Below are 18,063 nucleotides of genomic sequence, written 5' to 3' on the forward strand. Positions count from 1 at the left end.
CCACCGACCCACAGGAAGTTGCCATGTCCCAGACGAAGTTCCTGCTGCCCGAGGACCGTATGCCCACCACCTGGTACAACGTGGTGGCGGATCTGCCCAAGCCCCTCGACCCCATGCTCCACCCGGGCACCCGGGAGCCGATCACAGCCGCCGACCTGGCGCCGCTCTTCCCCGAGGCGCTGATCGAGCAGGAGTTCACCACCGCGCCCACGGTGGACATCCCCGGCGCCGTGCTCGACGTGTACCGGCAGTGGCGGCCCAGCCCGCTGGTGCGCGCGCGGCGTCTGGAGCAGGCACTCGACACCCCGGCCCGCATCTACTTCAAGAACGAGGGCGTCAGCCCGGCGGGCAGCCACAAGCCCAACACGGCCATCCCGCAGGCGTACTACAACAAGCAGGCCGGTGTGGAGCGGCTGACCACCGAGACGGGCGCCGGGCAGTGGGGCAGCTCCCTGTCCCTCGCCTGCCAGTACTTCGGCCTCGTCTGCGAGGTCTACATGGTGAAGGTCAGCTACCAGCAGAAGCCGTACCGGCGCGGGCTGATGGAGGCGTTCGGCGCCAGCGTCACGGCGAGCCCGAGCGAGCTGACGGAGGCCGGCCGGGCCGCGCTCGCCGCCGACCCCGACTCGCCCGGCAGCCTGGGCCTCGCCATCTCCGAGGCCGTGGAGGCGGCGCTGGCCAGCGGCGGCACCGCCAAGTACGCGCTCGGCTCGGTCCTGAACCACGTGCTGATGCACCAGACGATCATCGGCCAGGAGGCGCTGCTCCAGCTGGAGATGGCCGAGGACTACCCGGACGTCGTGATCGGCGCGGCGGGCGGCGGCTCCAACTTCGGCGGCCTCGCCCTGCCGTTCCTCGGCGAGCAGCTGCGCGGCGGACGCCAGGTGCGCGCCGTCGCCGTCGAGCCCGCGTCGTGCCCCACCCTGACCGAGGGCACCTACGCCTACGACTTCGGCGACACGGCGGGCATGACGCCGCTGACCAAGATGCACACCCTCGGCCACGAGTTCGTGCCGCCGAGCATCCACGCGGGCGGCCTGCGCTACCACGGCATGGCGCCGATCATCAGCGCGCTCAAGGACCTCGACTACCTGGAGGCCCGCGCCGTGCCGCAGACGGCCTGCTTCGAGGCGGGCGTCACCTTCGCGAGGAGCGAGGGCATCATCCCGGCGCCCGAGTCCACCCACGCCGTGCGCGTCGCCATCGACGAGGCGCTGGCCGCCCGGGAGTCGGGCGAGGAGCGGACCATCCTCTTCTCGCTCTCGGGGCACGGCCACTTCGACATGCAGGCGTACATCGACTACTTCGCCGGGAAGCTCACCGACTGACCAGGGGAGCGCACGACGAAGCCGCTCGGCTGCTTTTCGGCCCATGACTCTTGGGGGACCCTCATGCGCGTCGTACACGGAGCACAGCCAGTCATCCTCGGCATCTCGGGGTCGGAACGTCCCGGCGGGAACACCGACCTCGCACTCGACCACACCGCCACGCTCGTCGAGGGGCGTGGCGGCGTCTTCCGCCGGATCAACCTGCGTGACCACCGCATCTCGCCGTGCAGCCCGTGCGGCGACTGCAACAGCCGCACCAGCCCCTGCGCCGTCCAGGACGACATGCCCGCCATCGTCGAACAGATGAAGCAGGCGGACGGGATCGTCTACGCCGTGCCGGTGCACGGGTTCGGGCTCGCGCATCTGATGCAGATCTTCATCGAGCGGGCGGGCGTCGGGTTCCTGCGCTTCGACCGGCCGCTCGCCAACAAGGTCGGCGGCATCATCGTCACCGGACGCCGCTACAGCGACGGTTCGGTGCACCACCAGCTCGTGGACAACCTCCTGCTCAACCGGATGATCCTGGTGGGCAGCGGCTTCCCGGCCCTCCTGCGGAACGCGACGGGCAAGCCTGGCCTGTACGACACGGAGGGCCTCGACGCGCTGGACCGCATGGTCAACCGCATGATCGACATGACGCTGCTGCTGCGCAGCGTCTCCGCGGAGGGCGGCGGCGACCTGTTGCCCCTGGACGACCGCAACGAGCGCGTCCAGCGCCAGCGTTCGGCGTCCTGACCCCACCACCCACCACCCATCCCCTCCCGCACCAGGCGTGCGCGCGGCCGGTCATGGCCGCGCGCACGCACCACCCCCCTCACCGAGGAGAGTTCGTCCATGACCACCACCCCCACGTCCGAGACCACCCCCGCCCCGGCGCCGACCCTCGTCGGCATCGACTTCGACTCCATCCCCTGGGAGAAGTGGACGAAGAAGGGCGCCGACGGCCGCGTGAAGCTCGCCTACACGGGCGGCAAGCGCATCCGGCTGATGGAGCTGCCCGCCGGGTTCAACGAGGAGGAGTGGTGCGAGCGCGGCCACCAGGGGTACGTCCTCCAGGGCGAGTTCACGATCCACTTCGACGACCGCTCGGTGCCCTGCCGCCCCGGCATGGGCTTCATCATCCCGGGCGACGAGCGGCACCGCTCCCAGGGCTCCGACGCCGAGCCCACCGTCGTGTACGTGATCGACGAGGTGCCCGCCCCGTGAGCGGTACGGAACGCATCGCGGAACTGCGCGTCTCCATCGATGCGCTGGACCGCAGGATCGTCGCACTGCTCGCCGAACGGACGGCGGTCGTGCGGGAGTTGACCGAGCACAAGCGGGACGAGCAGACGGTGCGCTCGCCCGCGCGCGTCGAGGAGGTCGTCTCCCGGGTGCGGGCGCTGGCCGAGGAGCACGGCATGCCGCCCGGCATCGCCGAGGCGACCTACCGGGCGCTCATCGCCGAGCTGACCGCGCTCCAGATGGACCGGCTGCACGAGCGGCGCGCGGCGGCGGGCGTCGGGGACGGGGCGACGTGACGCCGCCCCGCCTCGCCGACCTGCGCACGGCGCTCGCCGGGCTCGACCCGATGCCGGGCGAGCTGGTGCGGGTGCGCGACGAGGTCCCGGCCCGTTTCGGCGTCTCGCACCGGTACGCCCGCTGGGCCGGGACCCCGGCGCCGCCGCCCACCGGGCCAGGACCCGCCGTGCTGTTCGAGCGGGTCGCGCCCGGCCCGGCGGACGCGGAGGCGCGGGCCGTCCTCATCGGCCTGTACGGCACCCGCCGCCGGGCCGCGGCCCTGCTGGGCATGACGCCGGACGAGCTGCCCGGCCGTCTGCTCGACGCGGTCGCCGCGCCCGTGCCGCCGGTGCGGATACGGGACGAACGGCTGCCGGAGCGCGTGGAGTTGCCGCCCGACCTGACGGCGCTGCCCGTGCCGGTGCTGACCGAGGAGGACGCGGGCCCTTACCTGACGCTCGGGGCGGTCCTCGCGACCAACCCGGAGACCGGCGTGCGGAACCTGTCCGTGCACCGGATGTGCGTGCAGGGGCCCGACCTGCTGTCCATCTGGATGGTGCCGGGCCGGGACCTGGAGGCCGCGCACCTCGCGGCGCAGCGCCTCGGCCGCCCGCTGCCGGTCGCCGTCCACATCGGGCTGGCCCCGGCGATACTGCTGTCGTCGTGCTGCCCGACCTCGCTCGTGCCGGAGAAGGTGGACGAACTGGCCGTCGCGGGCGCGCTGGGCGGCGCGCCGGTGGAGCTGTCGGCCTGCCGGACCGTGGACGCCGAGTACGTCGCGCACGCCGAGTACGTCCTGGAGGGCGAGCTGCTGCCGGGGCCCGTGCCGGAGAACCCGCGCGGACCGGCCGCGACGCCCGAGTTCCTGGGGTACCAGGGCCGGGCCCACCCGGGGCTGCCGACCGTGCGGGTCACGGGCGTGACGGCCCGCGAGGGGGCGATGTTCCAGACCGTCTCGGGCCCCGGGCACGAGCAGTCGGTGCTGCTCGGCTTCGGCATGGAGGCGGCGGTCCTCGGGATGCTGCGCGAGCGTGACGTGCCGGTGGCCGGGGTGCACTGCCACACGGCGGGCGGCGGGCAGTTGATGCTCGTGCTCCAGTGGCGGGCCAAGCGGTCCGCCGAGGAGGACGCCGTGGTCCGCGCCGCGGGCGAGGCCGTCCTGGAGCGGTTCAGGATGGTCAAGCTGGTCGTCTCGGTGGACGAGGACGTGGACGTCGAGTCGGACGCCGACCTGTGGTGGGCGGTCGTCACCCGGCTCCAGGCGGACCGTGACATCGCGGTCCTCCCCGACCGGGAGGGCTTCCCGCTCGACCCGACGCAGTCCACGGCCTACTCGGACACCGTCTCGGCCGACGGCCGCACGGCGAAGGCGCACTTCGACTGCACGGTGCCCTTCGCCCAGCGCGCCCGCTTCCACCGGCCCCGGTTCACGGCGCCTTAGGGGCGGGCGGGAGGCGGCGGGGCCGTCCCGTCGCCTCCCGCACCGCGTCGGCCAGCAGGGCGACGCCCTCGGTGATACGGGGGGCGGGCAGCGCGGCGTAGCCCATGAGGTACGTCGGGTGGTCCGGCGGGTCCTGGACGAAGTAGCCGGACGCGGGGTAGACACGCACCCCGCGCCCGGCCGCCAGGCGGACGATCGTGTCCTCCAGGCGCGCGTCGGCGCCGGTCAGCGTGACCAGCACGTGCAGGCCCGCCGCCTCGCCCGAGACGCGCACCCCGGCGCCGAAGTGCTCGTAGAGCGCCCCGAGAAGACGGCTCCTGCGCTGCCGGTACAGGCGCGTCATGCGGCTGATGTGCCGGGCGTACGCGCCGGTGCGGATGAAGTCGGCCAGCGCCTCCTGGGCGACGGTCGGCGTCAGCCGGTCGGTGATCCACTTGATGCCGAGGAAGGGCTGCACGAGGCGGCGGGGCATCACCGCGTAGCCGATGCGCAGGGCGGGGAAGAGCGTCTTGCTGAAGCTGCCGACGTAGACGACGGTGTCGTGGTGCCGCTCGGCGGCCAGCGCGGGGAGCCGTTCGGCGGTGAACGTGAACTCGTTGTGGTAGTCGTCCTCCAGGACCGTCGCGCCGCGTGCGTGGGCCCAGGTGAGGAGCTGGCGGCGCCTGGCCTCGGACATGATGAGGCCGGTCGGGAACTGGTGCGAGGGCGTCACGTACACCAGCCGTACGCGGGCCGGGTCGTGGCCGTGCGCCAGGACGCGGGCGTCGATGTCGGCGACGCGCAGCCCCTCCTCGTCCACCGGCACCGGCACGACGGCGCCCTCGGAGCAGCCGAAGACCTGCCGCAGCACGGTGTGGCTGGGGTCCTCGATGACGACGACGTCGCCCTGCCGCACGAGGATGCGCGTCAGGATGTCGAGCGCCTGGGTGGCGCCGCCGGTCACCATGACGCGGTCGGGGGAGGCGTCGAGGGCGCGGCTCTGGCGGACGAGGGCGGCGATCTCGGCGCGCAGCGCGGCCGAGCCCTCTGCGGGGCCGTAGCCGAGGGCGGCGGCGTCGGCGCGGGCGTAGGCGGCGTGGAGGGACTGCCGCCAGCGGGCGACGGGGAAGTCGGCGAGGGCAGGGGTGCCGTGCCGGAAGTCGATGCCGGGGCCCGGCCGGTGGGTGGGCGGGGGTTCCCAGGGCTGCCACAGGCCGCCCGCGCCGTCCGTGGGCCGGGGCGGCTGGGGGGCGAGGGCGGCGGGCGAGGGGCGGGGCGCGGGGAGCGCGCCCCGGGCCGGTCCCGCGACGCTGGTGCCTGAGCCGCGCCTGGCGGTCAAAACGCCGCGGGCGCGCAGGAGTTCGTAGGCGCGGGTGACGACGGTGCGTGACACGTCGAGCTGATGCGCCAGCTCGCGGGAGGGCGGCAGGGGGTCGCCCGGTCGCAGCTGTCCCGAGCGGACGAGCGCCACGACCTGGTCGCAGACCTGCTGCTGGAGCGGTGCGCCGCCGTCGCGGTCCAGCACGATGAGCAATTCCACCGACCCCATGGCCCGCTCCCGGTCCCCTGTCCACCGTCCCCGTCGAGTCTGACACGGCGTCGGACGCGTGCCAGGGGCGTGGGGGGCGTGACCGCGGGGGGCGCGGGGCGCGCGGATTCCGGTGGGTGGGCGGGCGGGCGCCGCCTGGCCCGGGCGACGTAGGCCGAAGGTCGGGGTGTCAGGCCGCCGCCAGGGGAACGACCATGAGGGCGTGACCTCTTCGCCCTTCGACATCGACGCGTTCCTCGGCCAGCCGCTCACCGCCCGCGTGGCGACCGACGGGCCGACCGTGCGGCCCGTGTGGTTCGTGTGGGAGGAGGGCGCCTTCTGGATACTGACCGGGCCCTGGGCCAGGCTCTTCCACCGGGTGGGCGCGGACCCGCGGATCGCCCTGGTGGTGGACGTGTGCGACGTCGCCACCGGCCTGGTCCGGCAGGTCATCGCCCGGGGGCGAGCCGAACTCGTCCCCTTCGACGTCGCCCGTGGCCGCCGCAAGCTGGTCCGGTATCTGGGGCCTGACGAGTCCAGGTGGGACGCGCGCTTCGTCCACTACCTGCGCGACGATCCGAAGGAGCGGGGCACGGTCTGGCTGCGGCTGGTGCCTTCGTCCCTGACGGCGCACGACCTGAGCTACGCGGCCGTGGGCGAGGACGAGTGACGCGGACCGCGATCCGGGCGGTCGGGCCCCGGTCGGTGCCCGCTCCGGCAGCGGTCGGCGATTCCGGCGGGGCCGTTCCATGAAACGGAGAGATCTCCGGTATGGTCGGAAGGGATGCGGAGACCTCTCCGTTTCGCTGCACCCCTTCGATTCGGGAGAACACCGTGCGTTACGTCAAACTCGGCCGCACCGGCCTGGACGTGTCCCCCGTCGCCATCGGCGCCATGACCTACGGGGAGCCGGACCGCGGTCACCCCGTGTGGTCGCTCGGCGAGGAGGAGAGCCGGCCGCTCATCCGGCACGCCCTGGAGGCCGGGATCAACTTCTTCGACACCGCGAACATGTACTCGCTCGGTTCCAGCGAGGAGATCCTCGGCCGCGCGCTGCGGGACCACGCCGACCGCGACGACGTCGTCGTCGCGACGAAGCTGCGCCACCCCATGCGGCCAGGACCGAACGGCGGCGGGCTGTCGCGCAAGGCCGTCATGACCGAGGTCGAGCACAGCCTTCGGCGGCTCGGCACCGACCACATCGACCTCTACCAGATCCACCGCCTCGACCCCGGGACACCGCTTGAGGAGACCCTTGAGGCGCTGCACGACGTCGTGAAGGCGGGGAAGGTCCGCTACCTCGGGGCGTCGTCCATGCACGCCTGGCAGTTCGCCAAGGCACTGCACCTCCAGAAGGCGCACGGCTGGGCGCGTTTTGTGTCCATGCAGGACCACTACAACCTCCTCGCCCGCGAGGAGGAGCGCGAGATGCTGCCGCTGTGCGCGGACGAGGGCGTGGGCACCGTCGTCTGGAGCCCGCTGGCCCGTGGCCGCCTCGCCAGGCCGTGGGACGCGGCCACCGCGCGGTCGGGGAGCGACAGCTTCGCCGACATGCTCTACACCGCCGCGACGGCCGACAGCGACCGGGAGATCATCGAGGCGGTCGGCGGGATCGCCGAGGAGCGCGGGGTGTCGCGCGCGCAGATCGCGCTGGCCTGGCTGCGGACGAACCCGGTCGTCGTCGCCCCGCTCGTCGGCGCGAGCACCACCGGGCAGATCGACGACGCCGTGGCCTCGCTCGACATCGACCTCACCGCCGAGGAGATCGCCCGCCTCCAGCGGCCGTACACGCCGCGCAGCGACTTCCAGGGCGTCTCGGACGACGCGGAGCTTGAGCGGATCAAGGCGCAGTTGCCGGGCTTTGCGCCGCGGTCCTGACGGCCCGGGGCGCCCACCGGGAGGGCATGCGCGGGGCGCACGGGGTGCGCGCTGTGGTGCACGGCGTTAACTCCGTGCCTCGGATGACACCCGTCCGGGGGACATTGGACCGGGCCGAGCGGGACATGTTTTCCGGTGAACGACCCATGAAATTGCAGATGTTCTTGCATTCGGGTCGCGGGGCGGCGCCGGGACCGGCGCGCGCCGAAACGCGCGGTGTTCCGGAGGAGCCGCGCCACGAGTGGGAAAGGACGTGAGTTCGGGATGTACGAGAACGGAACCCCCGCGGACGGTATTGCCGAGGCCGCGTGGATCAGGAGCGCCGCGAGTGTCGGTGAGGGGAACTGCGTGGAACTCGCCGCGCTTCCCGACGGCGGGATCGCCGTGCGCAACTCCCGTTTTCCCGCAGGTCCCGCCCTGGTCTACACGCGTGCGGAACTGGCCGCTTTCCTCACCGGCGCGAAGTCGGGAGAATTCGATTTCCTGACCGACTGACGCCCGCTGTCCTGCCGCCCGTTCCGGCGGACGCGGTGCTTCCCGCCGGGTGATACTGGGGCCCCGTTCCCGTGTCGCCGTGGGGGAGTCCACATGTCCGCCAGCGGGCCAGGCCGCCCGTCCCTCACGGACCCGGTGGTTCCCATGTCCAGGCAGCAGGCCAGACCCGAGGTCGCGGCGCGCGTCCTCGGCGAGTACCTGCGTCTCCTCCGCAAGGAGCAGGGCTTCGCGCTGAAGGACGTCGCCGGGCCGATCCGTGGTTCGATCGCCAAGGTGAGCCGTCTTGAGCGCGGGGTCTCCCCGCCCAAGGAGCGGGACATCGAGGACCTGATCCGCTTCTTCCGCGTCTCCGACGAGCGCGCCAGGGAGATCCGCGCGCTGCTGCGGCAGGCGCAGGAGAGCCCGTGGTGGAAGCAGTTCAGCGATGTCACGCCCGAGTACCTGCGCCGCCTGATAGGGCTGGAAGGCGCGGCGGTCGGGATCTACACGTACGAGAACCATGTGGTCCCCGGCCTGCTCCAGACGCCGGAGTACGCCCGTGCCGTCATCCGCGCGGCGCTGCCCAACGCGCAGGACGAGGACGTGGAGCGGCGCGTCACCCTGCGGATGACCAGGCAGCGGCTGATCCACAGCCCGCAACGCCCCCGGGTCGTCGCGCTGCTGGACGAGGGCATCCTGCGGCGGCCGGTGGGCGGCGCCGCCGTGATGTGCGCGCAGCTGGAGCACCTGCGGGAGGTCGCGCTGCTGGAGAACGTCCATGTCCGGATAGTGGAGTTCGACAAGGGGGCCTGCTGCGCGCCCAGTTACCCGATCACCCGGCTGCACTTCGGCGACGGGGGGCCGTCGCAGCTCGTCTACGTGGAGCACATCGAGAGCGCGCACTACGTGACGCGCGCGTCGGAGGTGGAGCAGTACCGGGTCGTGCTGGACAAGATCAACCAGGTCGCGGCGGACCGGCGGCGGACGCGTGAGCTGGTGGACGAGGCGATCGACGGCTACCGGGCGCGCGGCGGCGGGGCGGGCTGACGCGGGCCCGCCGTCAGACGCGGGCGACGCCGCCCCAGCTCGTCCACCCGCCGCCGCGCCCGCCGCCCCCGACCGGCCTGGCGTCCGGGCCGGGACGCCAGTGCCTGATCTCGCCGAGCCCCGGCGGCAGCGGGCGCATCCCGGCGAAGTAGGCGCGGATCTCGGCCGGTTCGCGCACGCGACCCCAGTTCCCCCCGGTGATCTCGCGCATGAGGCCGGTCACGCGCCCCCGGAAGTCGGCGTCCTCGCTGACGAGATGGGAGATGACGACGAAGCTGCCGGGCGCCAGCCGCCGCGCGACGCGCGCCACGACGCCGCCGGGGTCGCTCGTGTCGGGCAGGCAGTGCAGGACGGCGGCGAACAGCGCGGCGGTCGGCCGGTCGGGGCGGATCAGCCGGGTGAACTCGGCGTCCGCGAACAGCGCGTCGGTGTCCCGCACGTCGCGGTCGAGGACGGCGGTGCGGTCGTCGTCCGCCAGGATGGTCCGGCCGTGGGTGAGCGCCAGCGGGTCGGTGTCGAGGTAGACGACGCGGGCCGCGGGCCGCGCGCGGCGGGCGATCTGGTGCACGTTCTCGCGCGTCGGCACCCCGAAGCCGACGTCGAGGAACTGCTCGACGCCGTGCTCCTGCGCGAGGACACGGACCGCGCGGTGCAGGAAGCTCCGGCCGTCGCGGACGACGGCGGCCGTGCCGGGGGCGAGGGCGAGCAGCCGGGCGCAGGCGGCGCGGTCGGAGGCGTAGTTCTCGATGCCGCCGAGCAGGTGGTCCGACATCCGGGCGACGCTGGGCGCGTTGACGTCGATCTGCGAAATGGGTGTCCCCCTTGCCTCGTGTCCCCCCGGCGCCTGCCCCGCCCCGCGTACGGCCACCCTGGGGCCCACCGCACTGTACGGCAGGGGGCGGCCGTCGCGGTCGGCCGCGCGGGGGCGCACGGAGGGGTACCGGGAGCACGCGCGGCACGGGCGTCCCGGCTCAGGGGCGGAGCAGCAGGCGCAGCGACGTCTCGTCGATGCCCATCACCTCGGCCGCCTCCTTGACCGACATGCCCAACTGCTGGTGCAGCAGCATCGCGTCCGACCTGCGCGGCCCCGGGCCGGTGAACGGGTCGCCGAACGAGGCGGCGGCGGGCGCCTGGCTCTCCCCGTCCAGCGCGGCGAGGTGCCGCCCGAGGACGGACCAGGCGATCGCCGCGGGCCGCGCGCTGCGCAGGACGTCCGGCCATATCGCGGCCAGGTCGATGAAGGCGGCGTCCACCAGGGAGGAGGCGGCGTGCGGGTCGCCGGTGCGCGCCTGGGCGAACCGGAGGTACGCGGCGTGCCTCAACTCCCGGAACGCCTGGTAGTCCAGGCGGGTACGAGCCGGGCCGACCTGGGGGAACGGGCCGCCTGAGCGTCGTCGGAAGACCATGATCGCTCCTGTGTGGGGGAGAATCACTGCGGGGCGGGCGAGGACGGGGGCACCGGGCGGACGCGAGGGCGGGGGCGGGGGGCCGGTGGGAGCGGCCCGCGCCGTGGGGACGGGGGTGCGCGGCACCGTCATCCGGCTCGGCCCGTCACGCGCGCGCCCGCCGTGCGCCCGGGACAGGGCGCGGTGGCGGGCGGCGTCGGAGGGTTTCCCGGGAAAGGGGAGCCGGGCACGAGGACGTGGCATGCCGGGCGCGGGGGAACGCGCCATCGGCCGCGCCGGTCGGACATACTCGCTCTCCCCTGGGTTCGATCGAAGGCCCCGGGCCTGTGTGCCGGCCCCCCGGGGCCTTTTGCGTGGGCGGCGGCACCAGAATCCTCGCAGCCCGGATGTACGTACAGCCTAAAAGCTACTCGGGGCGTTCCCCGGGCGTCAGGCCGTTCATCGATTCCGTGCAAAAGAGGGCTTCGTCAGCCATGCTCTCCGGTGTGCGCCCGGAACATGCCTGGTCCGCGCCCAACTGGGCGTGAATGGCTGACAGATGGGCGGACTTACACACCCGTTCATGCGAAATCCGTCAGCAATCGGAGAGTTGTTGGCGGAATTCCGGCATCATCCCGCCCTGGCACGGGCGGCGCGCATATGCGCGGGCGCGGGACTTCCCCTCCGCAACATCACCCGATCGAGTGAGTTGGCCGGTTTCGCGCTGACGCGGCGGTCCGCTTGTGCACGTGCATATGCAACATGCGGGGTACGTCGGTCCGTCCGCCCGCCCCGGCCGTCCACGGACGGTCAAGGGCCGCGCGGCGTGCGGCGGATGCCGTCCGGACGGCGGCGGGGGCGGCGCCGTCTCCCCCGGATGACGTAGGGCGCGTACGGCGGATGCGCGGGCGCGGTCCACTCCTCGCGGCGGCCGGGAGCCGTACCCCCGGACCCGTCCCGCACCGCCTTACCGGCTGGTCACCCGCCATGGTTAAGCCGCTGTGCGACTGGGATACTTTCGGGCGCAACAAACGTGAAACGCTCAGCCACCGCAAACGGTTCTAGCCTTGGCCAGTCCCCCAGAAGAGCGCCGTTGGAGCAGAATCCATGCAGCACGCTCACGTGTCTCCCCGCTCACCGGCCGCCGAACGGTACCGAGACCGTTTGCTGCGGTACGTGAACAGGCTCACCGCCGGGGATCCGCACCGCGCCGAGGACATCGTCCAGGAGACGATGCTGCGGGCCTGGCTCGCGGAAGGCCACCCACGCCGCCCGCGCGACGACGACCATCTCGCCGCCTGGCTCCACACCGTCGCCCGCAACCTCGCGATCGACGCCCGCCGTCGCGACCGCGCCGTGCCCATGGGCGCGGTCCCCGCCGCCCTGCTCACCCGCCCCGCCGACGGTGGCGCGGACGCGGCGGACGCCGTCCTGGACCGCCTCGTCCTGACCGGCGCGCTCGCCCGGCTGACGCCGGAGCACCGCGAGGTCCTGGTGCGGGTCCACCTGTACGACCGCTCGCGCGCCGACACCGCGCGGGCCCTCGGGATACCCAAGGGGACCGTCAAGTCCCGTACCCACTACGCCCTTTCCGCCCTCCGACGGGAGATACCCGCGGCATGAGGAACGTTGACCCCTTCGAATTCCTCGACCGGCACTCGGACACCATCTTCCGGTGGCTCGGGTTCCTCGGCATCCTGCTGATCGTCTTCCTCCTGCTGCGCCACCTCGCCATGCGCCAGGGCGGCTGGCGCGCGGGCCGGGCCAGGCTGCGGCGCGAGACCGCCGTCACCGCGCACGCGTTCGCCGCCCCCGCGCGCGCCTGGCTGCGCCACCGCCGCTCGCTGCGCACGCTGACGCGCGGCCTGCGCGACACCGCGACCTGGCGGGACGCAGAACGTGCCCTCGCCGCCGCCCGCGACGCCGCCGCGCCCGAACGCGGGCGGCCCTGGGCCGTGCTCGTTGACGCGACGACGGTGACCGTGCTCCTCGCGGGCAGAAACGTATCGCCGCCCGACCGCGCCCCCTGGTGGCAGGACGAGGACGACCCCGCGGGGCACTGGTCCGCCGCACGCGCCGACCTGCCGCCCGTCGTGCCCGTCCCCGACCGCACGGAGCCCGTGCTCGTCGCCATCGGCGAGACCGGCGGCCGGTGCGTCCTCCTCGACACCGCCACGGGGCCCGCGATGCTCACGGTCGAGGGCGAACGGCGCTCCGCCCTCGCGCTCCACCAGGCCGTCGCCGCACAGCTCGACGCGCGGCTGCCCGACGGCCTCGTCGTGGTCGCCGAGGGCGTGCACCCGGCGTTCCCCGGCCAGCCCGTACGCGCCGCGCACCGCGCCGTCCGCGACCTCCCGCCGCGCATGGGGATCGCGCCCGTGCTCGTCACGAGCGAGCTGCCCGACCCGCTGCCGCCCGAACTCGTGGCGCCCCCTGGCGAGTCCACCGGCCCGCGCCTCGTCGTACGCGGCCCGGGGCGCGGCCACGTCCGCACCCTGCTGACGGACCGTCAGGGGCGCGTCGTCGTCAGCGGCACGCCGCTCCTCACCGAGGGCAACGCGCTCAGCCGCGCCGTCGCCCGGGTCCTCCCCGCGCTGCCGCCCGTGCTGCCGCCCGCCCCGCCGTCCGGCGCGGGCGCCGCGCGCGTCTTCGCCGAGGTGGACGACGAGGCGGACGCCGCCGCCGACACGGCCGACGCCGGTCTCGACGCGCGCCTCGACGCCCCGGCCGCCGCCGTCCCCCGTCCGCCCGTCGCCGAGACCGACGACGCCCCCGAGCCCGCCCCCGCCGCACGCCCCACCCCCGAGGGCCACGCCCGCCTGACCCCGCTGGACCGCCGATGAAGCTGACCGTCACCACCGCGGACGCCCAGGGGCGGCTGCGGGACCACCTGCTCGACCTGCCGCACGACGCGACCGTCGCCGACCTGTCCACGGCCCTCACCACCCCCCGGCTCTACCTGGACGGCGACCTCCTCGACTCCGACGCGCCCCTCGGCGCGGGCGGCGTACGCGACGGCGCGCTCCTCGGCCTCGGCGCCCCCGCCCCGCCGCGCGCCGCGCCCGACCGCGCCTGGCGGCCCCCGGCGTCCGATCCCGAACTGGTCGAGATACGGCACGTGTCGGGTCCTGGCGCGGGCAGCGTCTGGCGCCTCGGCCCCGGGCGGCACGAGGTCGGGACCGACCGCGGCTGCGTCGTCCGCCTCGCGCCCGAGGGCGAAGGCGGCACGCCCCCGCACGGCACCTGGGTCACGGTCGGCACGGACGGCACCGTCACGTTCCGGCTGCCCGAGGACGCCGACCCCGCGCGCTGCGGCCTGCGCTCCCTCACCCCGCCCCCGCCCGTCGATCCCGAGACGGGTACGCCGCTGACCGACGAGGAGCCCGCCGGGCGGCAGGACGGCGGCCCCGGCGGCCACAGCACGGACCCGCCCCCGCCAGGACCCGACGGGCTGCCCGCCCGCCCGCCGCTGCCCGCCCCCGGCGTGACGCCGCCGCCCGACGACGGCTCGCTGCCCTGGCCGCCCTGGGCCGACCTCGCCCTCGGCGACCATCTCCTGCGCGTGACACCGCCGTTCGAGCCGGACGCCGCCGTCAACCCGGCCGCGGAAGGCCCGGCGATCGAGTACAACAGGCCCCCGCGCATCACCCCGCACCTCGACGCCGAGGACCTCCAGCTGCCTGGCCCGCCCAGCCCGGCGGGCGCGCGGCCGTTCCCCTTCCTGCTCATGGTGGCGCCGCTGATCATGGGCTTCGTCATGATGTCGCTGTTCCGCACCTTCTACTTCGTGATCTTCATCTTCTTCACGCCGCTGATGGCGCTGGGCAACTGGCTCACCGGCCGCCGCACCGGCCGCAAGCGGCAGGAGGAACTGGTCAGGCTCTACCGCCTGCGCCGCTCCGCGCTCGAAGCGGAGATGCGGCGCGCGAGCGTCGAGGAACGCACCCTGCGCGGCGCGACGTTCCCCGACCCGGCCGCCGCCCTCCTCACCGCCACGGGGCCAGGCCACCAGCTGTGGGAGCGCCGCCGCCACCACCCCGACTACCTGACGCTGCGCCTCGGCACCGTCACCCGCGCCTCGCTGAAGGAGATCACCGACGCCGCCCGCGAGGCGAACCACCGCAGCGTCCACTGGCGCCTCGCCGACGTGCCGATCGGCGCGGAACTGCCGGAGCTCGGCGTCGTCGGCATCACGGGGCAGGGGCCCGTGCCGCGCGCCGTCGCCCGCTGGGCCGTCGCGCAGGCCGCCGTTTTGCACAGCCCGCGTGACCTGCGGATCGTCGTCCTGACGGACGCGGAGCACGCCGACGACTGGTCCTGGACGCGCTGGCTGCCGCACCTGCGGCCCGGCCGCTCGGCCGCGGCGGGCGCGCCCGTCATCTCGCTGGGCAACGACCCCGAGTCCACGGCGCACCGCGTCAGCGAGCTGCTGGCCGAGATCAACACCCGTGGCGCCGCGACCGGTTCCGCACTCGGCAGGACGCTGAACACCGAGCCGGACGTCCTCCTCGTCCTCGACGGCGCGCGCAGGCTGCGCGACGTGCCCGGCATCGTGCAGGTCCTCACCGAGGGGCCCGCCGTGCGGATCTTCAGCCTCTGCCTGGACGAACGCGAGCGGCTGCTTCCCGAGGAGTGCGCGGCGGTCATCACGGCCGTGGGCAACACGCTGACGATCCGCTCCTCCGGCGTCCCCGCCGTGACCGGTGTGCGCGCCGACCAGGTGGACCCCGCCTGGTGCGACACGCTCGCCCGCGCCCTCGCGCCGCTGCGCGACGTGTCGGTGGACGCCGAGTCGGGCCTGCCCGCCGAGGTGCGGCTGCTGCCGCTGCTCGGGCAGGAGCCGCCCGACCCCGAGGCGCTGGTACGGGCCTGGGCGCGCCGCCCCGCGTCCACCACGTTCACCGTGGGCGCCGGTTACGAGGGCCCGCTGCGGCTCGACCTGGTGCGCGACGGGCCGCACGGGCTGATCGGCGGCACGACGGGCTCCGGCAAGTCGGAGCTGCTCCAGACGATGATCGCCTCGCTCGCCGCCGTGAACCGGCCCGACGAGCTGACGTTCGTCCTCGTGGACTACAAGGGCGGCAGCGCGTTCCGCGAGTGCGCCGACCTCCCGCACACGCTCGGGATGATCACCGACCTGGACGGCCACCTCGTGGAGCGCGCCCTCGCGTCGCTCGCGGCCGAACTGCGCCGTCGCGAGCAGGTGTTGGCCGACGTCGAGGTGAAGGACCACCGCGAGTACCGCGCCAGGCGGGCGCGCGAGCCCGAACTGCCGCCGCTGCCGCGCCTGCTGCTCGTCATCGACGAGTTCGCGACGCTGGTGCGCGAGCTGCCGGAGTTCGTGCCCGGGCTCATCAGCCTTGCCCAGCGCGGCCGTTCACTCGGCCTGCACCTGATCCTGGCCACGCAGCGCCCGGCCGGTGCCGTCAGCAACGAGATCCGCGCCAACACCAACCTCCGCGTCGCGCTGCGCGTCACCGACCGCACCGAGAGCCAGGACATCCTGAACTCCTCGGAGGCGACCGGCATCTCGCCCAGCACGCCCGGCCGCGCCCTCATCAGGCGCGGCGACGGGCCGCCCACCCCCTTCCAGTCCGCCTGGGCGGGCGCCGAACGGCCGGGCGCCGCGCGCGACACCGAGGGAGCCGCGCGCGTCGTCCGCGGCACCGAGCTGACGTGGCAGCGGCTCGGCAGGCCCCTGCCTGCGCCCGACGAGCAGGAGCGGGCCGAGGAGGAGTCCTCGCCCGTCGAGAAGGACGCCGCCGAGGCCGAGGAACGCCCCACCGACCTGCGGGTCCTCGTGGACGCGATCCGCGAGGCCGCCGCGCTGCTGCCCGACTTCACGCCCCAGCCCCGCCCCTGGCTGCCCGCGCTGGACACCGGGCTGCGGCTCGACGACCTGCCGCCGAGCCCCGAACCGGAGCCGGGACACCTGCCGGTCGTGCCGTACGCCGTCCTCGACCTGCCGCACAGCCAGGAGCAGCGCGTCGGCGTGCTCGACCTCGCGACGTTCGGCCACCTCTACGTCATCGGCGCGCCGCGCACCGGCCGCACGCAGGTGCTGCGCACCCTCGCCGGTTCCGCCGCGCTGCACCTCACCACCGACCAGCTCCACGTCCACGGCATCGACGCCGCCGGGGCCGGTCTGTCCGTCCTCGACGCCCTGCCGCACACCGGCTCGATCGTCTCCCGGCACGACACGGAACGGCTCGACCGGCTCGTCGCCCGGCTCCTCACCGAGCTGACGCACCGTCAGCAGCTCATCGCGCGGCACGACACCACCGGCCTCGCCGGGCTGCGCGCCAAGCTGCCCGCCGCGGAACGTCCGGCGCACATCCTGCTGTTGATCGACGGCTGGGACGCGCTGACCGAGGCGCTCGACAAGTACGACGGCGCCCGCGTCAACGAGGAGCTGATGCGGCTGCTCCGCGAGGGCGCCGCCGTGGGCATCCACCTGATCGCCACCTCGGAGCGCGCCCTGCTCGGCAGCCGCACCGCCGCGCACAACGACCGGCGCCTCATGCTGCGGCAGGCCGACCCGGCGGACTACGCGATCGCGGGCGTCAGCCGCAAGCTCGTGCCGCCGCACATGCCCGCCGGGCGCGGCTTCCTCACGCCGGGCGCCGTCGAGGCGCAGATCGCGCTGCTGCCAGAGGAGGGCGCGGGGCGCGGCGACCAGTCCGACGCGCTGCGCGGCATCGGCCGCCGCACGACCGCGCGGGACGCGGACGTGCCCGCCGCCGCGCGCCCGTTCCGCGTCGGCGAACTGCCCACCGCCGTCGGCTTCCAGGAGGCGGCGCAGCGCATGCCCGACGCGCTGCGGCGGCCCCTGTGGGCGCTGTACGGCGTCGGCGGCGACGCGGAGCCCCACGGCTTCGACTTCCACGCCGACGCGGGCGCGTTCGTCGTCGCGGGCCCGCCGCGCAGCGGCCGGACGACGGCGCTCGCGTCGATGTCCGTGTCGCTGCTGATGGGCGGCACGGCCCTCGTCGTCCTCACGCCGCGCGACTCGCAGCTGCGGCGGCTCGCGGCGCACGGCCTGGCGCAGGTCATCGCGCACCCCGACCCGACGCCCGACCTGCTGAACGAGGCGCTGGCCGCCGTCGAGGGCCGCCCGGTCGTCGTGGTGGTCGATGACGCCGACCTGTTGCAGACGAGCAAGGCCGACCCCGTCCTGCGGCGGATCGCCAGCGAGGGCCGCGACCACGGGCAGGGCCTGCTGCTGGCGGGACCGGCCGAGGCGCTGGGCATCCTGGGCTGGATCGGCGTGGCGCGCCGGGCGCGGCGCGGGCTGCTCCTCGGGCCGCGCAACCTCGGCGAGGGCGACCTGATCGGGGCGCGGCTGTCGGGCGAGCACCTGCGGGCACCGGCGGCGCCCGGACGCGCGTGGGCCGCCGGGGCGTCGGGCCGTCCGGTCGCGGTGCAGGTGCCGTTCACCGTCCTGGACGGCTGAGCCGGGCGGACGTCCGCCACGCGGGCACGGTACGGGCCGCCCGTACCGTG

15 protein-coding genes are annotated in these 18,063 nt (G+C 74.5%); 12 read left to right on the forward strand and 3 right to left on the reverse strand.

What is annotated here, in order from left to right; genetic code table 11:
• The first annotated feature begins 23 nt into the window (after positions 1-23).
• The 5 genes from IF27_RS03280 to IF27_RS03300 all read left to right on the forward strand — a co-directional run bounded on the left by IF27_RS03280 (position 24) and on the right by IF27_RS03300 (position 4,269).
• The gene (locus tag IF27_RS03280; protein WP_052847672.1) at positions 24-1,328 is read left to right on the forward strand and encodes a TrpB-like pyridoxal phosphate-dependent enzyme; all 1,305 of its coding nucleotides are present in this window, start codon (positions 24-26) and stop codon (positions 1,326-1,328) included.
• A gap of 63 nt (positions 1,329-1,391) precedes the next feature.
• Positions 1,392-2,063, forward strand: coding sequence for a flavodoxin family protein (locus IF27_RS03285; protein WP_052847673.1), 672 nt, complete (start codon positions 1,392-1,394; stop codon positions 2,061-2,063).
• A gap of 99 nt (positions 2,064-2,162) precedes the next feature.
• The gene (locus IF27_RS03290; protein WP_052847674.1) at positions 2,163-2,534 is read left to right on the forward strand and encodes a cupin domain-containing protein; all 372 of its coding nucleotides are present in this window, start codon (positions 2,163-2,165) and stop codon (positions 2,532-2,534) included.
• Positions 2,531-2,848, forward strand: coding sequence for a chorismate mutase (locus tag IF27_RS03295; protein WP_052847675.1), 318 nt, complete (start codon positions 2,531-2,533; stop codon positions 2,846-2,848). The genes IF27_RS03290 and IF27_RS03295 overlap by 4 nt, the downstream gene beginning before the upstream one ends.
• The gene (locus IF27_RS03300; protein ID WP_223290893.1) at positions 2,845-4,269 is read left to right on the forward strand and encodes a UbiD family decarboxylase; all 1,425 of its coding nucleotides are present in this window, start codon (positions 2,845-2,847) and stop codon (positions 4,267-4,269) included. The genes IF27_RS03295 and IF27_RS03300 overlap by 4 nt, the downstream gene beginning before the upstream one ends.
• On the opposite strand, the gene pdxR is transcribed toward IF27_RS03300, so the two are convergent.
• Positions 4,256-5,797, reverse strand: a complete 1,542-nt coding sequence (pdxR, locus tag IF27_RS03305; protein ID WP_052847676.1) for a MocR-like pyridoxine biosynthesis transcription factor PdxR — start codon at positions 5,795-5,797, stop codon at positions 4,256-4,258. The genes IF27_RS03300 and pdxR overlap by 14 nt on opposite strands.
• A 202-nt stretch (positions 5,798-5,999) precedes the next feature.
• On the opposite strand from pdxR, the gene IF27_RS03310 reads away from it, so the two are divergent.
• From IF27_RS03310 to IF27_RS03325, 4 genes are all read left to right on the forward strand, one after another.
• Positions 6,000-6,446 (forward strand): pyridoxamine 5'-phosphate oxidase family protein, encoded by a 447-nt coding sequence (locus IF27_RS03310; protein ID WP_052847677.1) that lies wholly within the window; start codon positions 6,000-6,002, stop codon positions 6,444-6,446.
• 164 nt (positions 6,447-6,610) lie between these two features.
• Positions 6,611-7,654: an aldo/keto reductase gene (locus IF27_RS03315; protein ID WP_052847678.1), complete on the forward strand. Its 1,044-nt coding sequence runs from the start codon at positions 6,611-6,613 to the stop codon at positions 7,652-7,654.
• Between the two features lie 264 nt (positions 7,655-7,918).
• Positions 7,919-8,149: a DUF397 domain-containing protein gene (locus IF27_RS03320; RefSeq protein WP_052847679.1), complete on the forward strand. Its 231-nt coding sequence runs from the start codon at positions 7,919-7,921 to the stop codon at positions 8,147-8,149.
• A 144-nt stretch (positions 8,150-8,293) separates the two neighbouring features.
• Positions 8,294-9,175 (forward strand): helix-turn-helix domain-containing protein, encoded by an 882-nt coding sequence (locus IF27_RS03325; RefSeq protein WP_052847680.1) that lies wholly within the window; start codon positions 8,294-8,296, stop codon positions 9,173-9,175.
• 13 nt (positions 9,176-9,188) lie between these two features.
• On the opposite strand, the gene IF27_RS03330 is transcribed toward IF27_RS03325, so the two are convergent.
• Both IF27_RS03330 and IF27_RS03335 read right to left on the reverse strand, forming a co-directional pair.
• Positions 9,189-10,055, reverse strand: coding sequence for an SAM-dependent methyltransferase (locus IF27_RS03330; protein WP_420821971.1), 867 nt, complete (start codon positions 10,053-10,055; stop codon positions 9,189-9,191).
• A gap of 91 nt (positions 10,056-10,146) precedes the next feature.
• Complete coding sequence (locus IF27_RS03335; protein ID WP_052847681.1) at positions 10,147-10,581, reverse strand: sigma factor-like helix-turn-helix DNA-binding protein; 435 nt, start codon at positions 10,579-10,581, stop codon at positions 10,147-10,149.
• A 1,086-nt stretch (positions 10,582-11,667) separates the two neighbouring features.
• Here IF27_RS03335 and IF27_RS03340 point away from each other — a divergent pair.
• From IF27_RS03340 to IF27_RS03350, 3 genes are read left to right on the forward strand one after another with little or no spacing between them, the layout of a single operon-like run.
• On the forward strand, positions 11,668-12,183 hold the full coding sequence (locus IF27_RS03340) for a sigma-70 family RNA polymerase sigma factor (RefSeq protein ID WP_052847682.1): 516 nt from the start codon (positions 11,668-11,670) through the stop codon (positions 12,181-12,183).
• Positions 12,180-13,403 (forward strand): hypothetical protein, encoded by a 1,224-nt coding sequence (locus tag IF27_RS03345; protein WP_052847683.1) that lies wholly within the window; start codon positions 12,180-12,182, stop codon positions 13,401-13,403. Before IF27_RS03340 ends, IF27_RS03345 begins: the two co-directional genes overlap by 4 nt.
• On the forward strand, positions 13,400-18,013 hold the full coding sequence (locus tag IF27_RS03350) for an FtsK/SpoIIIE domain-containing protein (protein WP_052847684.1): 4,614 nt from the start codon (positions 13,400-13,402) through the stop codon (positions 18,011-18,013). Before IF27_RS03345 ends, IF27_RS03350 begins: the two co-directional genes overlap by 4 nt.
• Positions 18,014-18,063: the final 50 nt, after the last annotated feature.

This window comes from Streptomyces avicenniae, from assembly GCF_000719135.1.
Classification (GTDB): Bacteria; Actinomycetota; Actinomycetes; order Streptomycetales; family Streptomycetaceae; genus Streptomyces; species Streptomyces avicenniae.

Excerpts from the sequence above, each read along its gene's own strand:
- IF27_RS03285 (WP_052847673.1), top strand. The coding sequence starts at position 1,392 with ATGCGCGTCGTACACGGAGCACAGCCAGTCATCCTCGGCATCTCGGGG.
- IF27_RS03320 (WP_052847679.1), top strand. The coding sequence starts at position 7,919 with ATGTACGAGAACGGAACCCCCGCGGACGGTATTGCCGAGGCCGCGTGG.
- IF27_RS03345 (WP_052847683.1), top strand. The coding sequence starts at position 12,180 with ATGAGGAACGTTGACCCCTTCGAATTCCTCGACCGGCACTCGGACACC.
- IF27_RS03340 (WP_052847682.1), top strand. The coding sequence starts at position 11,668 with ATGCAGCACGCTCACGTGTCTCCCCGCTCACCGGCCGCCGAACGGTAC.
- IF27_RS03290 (WP_052847674.1), top strand. The coding sequence starts at position 2,163 with ATGACCACCACCCCCACGTCCGAGACCACCCCCGCCCCGGCGCCGACC.
- pdxR (WP_052847676.1), bottom strand. The coding sequence starts at position 5,797 with ATGGGGTCGGTGGAATTGCTCATCGTGCTGGACCGCGACGGCGGCGCA.
- IF27_RS03325 (WP_052847680.1), top strand. The coding sequence starts at position 8,294 with ATGTCCAGGCAGCAGGCCAGACCCGAGGTCGCGGCGCGCGTCCTCGGC.
- IF27_RS03335 (WP_052847681.1), bottom strand. The coding sequence starts at position 10,581 with ATGGTCTTCCGACGACGCTCAGGCGGCCCGTTCCCCCAGGTCGGCCCG.
- IF27_RS03280 (WP_052847672.1), top strand. The coding sequence starts at position 24 with ATGTCCCAGACGAAGTTCCTGCTGCCCGAGGACCGTATGCCCACCACC.
- IF27_RS03350 (WP_052847684.1), top strand. The coding sequence starts at position 13,400 with ATGAAGCTGACCGTCACCACCGCGGACGCCCAGGGGCGGCTGCGGGAC.